The 2,714-nt window shown below is 71.1% G+C and carries 2 protein-coding genes; both read left to right on the forward strand.

Annotated elements, in window-relative coordinates; all coding sequences use genetic code 11:
- Nucleotides 1-1,304 precede the first annotated feature (1,304 nt).
- Nucleotides 1,305-1,733 carry a hypothetical protein gene (locus ACWEVS_RS46145; RefSeq protein WP_452557588.1) on the forward strand — a complete coding sequence of 143 codons (429 nt, stop codon included), beginning with the start codon at nucleotides 1,305-1,307 and terminating at the stop codon, nucleotides 1,731-1,733.
- A gap of 250 nt (nucleotides 1,734-1,983) precedes the next feature.
- Nucleotides 1,984-2,616 carry an ATP-dependent DNA ligase gene (locus ACWEVS_RS46150; RefSeq protein ID WP_452557590.1) on the forward strand — a complete coding sequence of 211 codons (633 nt, stop codon included), beginning with the start codon at nucleotides 1,984-1,986 and terminating at the stop codon, nucleotides 2,614-2,616.
- Nucleotides 2,617-2,714: the final 98 nt, after the last annotated feature.

The raw sequence follows: 2,714 nt of genomic DNA on the forward strand, positions 1-2,714 counted from the left end.
GTCGCCTGCGAGATTCACATCGCCAGGTACACGCTCCCCCAGGGCCAGGCGACGTCACCGCCTACCCGTGGGCTTGGTCGAGAAGCATTCGCCGCAGAGATCTCCTCCGCGGCGGTCAGTCGGCACGGCGCCGCGGTTGAGAGCCCAAGGGGGTTGCTTGTGTGGCTCCCGTGCCGCCGTGCGCCCAGCGTCGGCGACGAGGAGTAGAAGGACCGGGCCCGGCAGGCGCGCGAACGCCTGGAACTCCGGGCCCTTGATCGCACGTGGAGGTGCGACCCGTGGAACAGACTAGACCGCCCATTGAGCCTGGAAGGCCCCTTCCCACCCCGGCGCCGTCGACGCCGCACCGCCGACGCCAGTCCGACGCACAGCCGATCCGCGATCATCAGTGCACACGCGCGCCGCGGACGAGCTGGTCCAAGAGATCGTCGAGGGTCCCGATAGTGTCGAGGTTGCGTTGCTGCCGGCCGTCGCCGCTTTTGAGGATGTAGGAGGCTCGCAAGAGCCGACCGCGGAAGGCCGCGTCGCGGCCCGGCCTCACACTTCCAGCAGCCGGCGCAGCACTCTCCACCGCTGCCATGGCACGGCGGCGTGCCGTACGTCAGGGGCGCGCCGACCCGAGAGAGTGTCGGCCTCGAGGCGAGGACGCAATACCCAGCGGCATCGCAAAGGCAACGCGCGGACGGGAACCGGCCGGCAGCGGCGGCATCGCGACGTTCGCGCCGCGCCCGCCCGGCCGTCCCGGCCAGGTTATCGGGTCACCGAGGCGCTCAACGGCTCGCCACCGGGCCACGGCCTTCCAGGCAGAGACCCCGCTGGAACGGAGGCAGCGTCATGACCTGCTGCGCTGCCTGCGCCGCGGACATCACCCGGTTGACCGAGGAGCAGTCGGACAATCTGGCCGCGCTGATCGGGCGCGCGTATCCAGGCTGGACGATCTGGCGTTGGCATGGCGTATGGTACGCCACTGGCCAGTGCCCACAGACGTTGTGCGGGTGTAGGCGCTCGTTGGCCGCCCCCTCCCCCGGATGCCTGGTCAGGGAGCTGAGGCTGCACATGGTGCCCGGCCCCCGGCTTGCCCAGTCAAGGGGGGGCAGCGTGACGGACGGCAACGGGCGGCCTCGTGACAGGGAGCGGTGCCATCGGGTGCCCGACGCCAACGGCGTCGGCTGGTGGCCGGACGGCACCGAGCTGGGCCCTATCGGCCAGGCAGCCATGCAGCGGATCTGCGCAAGGGTGCAACGGATTTGCGGGTCCAAGGCGCCGCGCCGGGAGGCCGCTCAGGAGGAGCGGGGGGCAACCTCGTGATGGGTTTGCCGCCGGACATCCTCAGCATCCCGGAGCGAGGCGAAGACGAGTGGGACCTGCGCGCCAGCGCGCTTGCGATCGCCCGCCGGCACTTCGGCGTCTCTGCCGAGCTGGAGATCACGAGCATCGAGGTCGGCAGCGACTTTTGCTCGAGCTTCGGCACGGTCACTGTGCGGCGAGGTAAGGCGATGAGTAACCGCTATGTGCTCGGCATGTCATCGCACACTCGCGAGGTCGATCATGCTGCCGCCTGGCCGATTCCTGGCGGCCAGGAGCCCGGCATGCCGTGGAAGAACGCCACCACGGTGTGCAGCACCCGTGTGGTGGTCATGGACTACGGGAGCGGGCCCGTCCCGTGGATACCCACCACGACCGCGTTCTGCGAGACCTGCCGTTTGCTGACCGGCATGGGACCTCAGGCGTGAGCGGCATGGGGCGCACCGCGGCGCGCTGGCGGCAGAAGTTGCAAGAGCACATCGCTGTGGCTGCCGAGATGATCGCCTTCGAACGGGCGGACATACGAGGCGACCTTGACGCGCGCTGGCTGCTGCGCTGGATGGCAGGGCCGCAGACGCGCGCGGCCCGGCTGGTCTGTCGCTGGCGAATGCCGCGCGCCGACCTCGACCTGGCGGCCGGACCTGCGCGGCGACTCGAGGGCAGGGATACGGTGCGAGGATGGCGCGCCTTCCCGCCTACCAGCCGATGATCGCCCAGGCCGGCACCACTCCGCCGAGCGACGGGGATCGGTGGGCGGTGGAGATGAAATGGGACGGGATCCGCGCGCTGCTGTACGTCGAGGACGGCCGGGTGCGGATCCGTTCCCGCAACGGCGCCGACGTGAGTGCCGCCTACCCGGAGCTGCAGATGCCCGCCGGCGCGGTCGGCGGCCACGATGTGGTGCTCGACGGTGAGATCGTCGCCTTCGACGAGGCCGGCCGGGTCTCGTTCGGGGCGCTGCAGCCACGCATGCACGTACGGCGGCCGTCGCGGGTGGCCGACCTGGTGCGGGCGGTGCCGGTGACGGTGATGCTGTTCGACCTGCTGCACATCAACGCCGCCAGCGCGGTGCGCCTGCCGTACCTGGAGCGGCGCCGCCTGCTGGAGCAGATCGTCCGGCCGGGCGCCCGCTGGCAGGTGCCCGTCCACTTCACCGGCCACGCGCAGGCGGCGCTGGAATCGAGCCTGCAGCTGGGTCTAGAGGGCATCGTCTGCAAACGGGTCGACTCGCCGTACCGGCCGGGCCGCCGCTCGACCGACTGGGTGAAGGTCAAGCACCACCAGACCGCCGAGGTGGTGATCGGCGGATGACAGGCCGGCGGCGGCCGCCACGCCGGCCTGGCGGACTCGCTGCTGCTCGGCGTGCCCGACGGGCGCGGGCGGCTGGAGTACGTGGGGCACGTCGGCAC

Source organism: Nonomuraea sp. NPDC003754, assembly GCF_053605785.1.

Excerpts from the sequence above, each read along its gene's own strand:
- ACWEVS_RS46150 (WP_452557590.1), top strand. The coding sequence starts at position 1,984 with ATGGCGCGCCTTCCCGCCTACCAGCCGATGATCGCCCAGGCCGGCACC.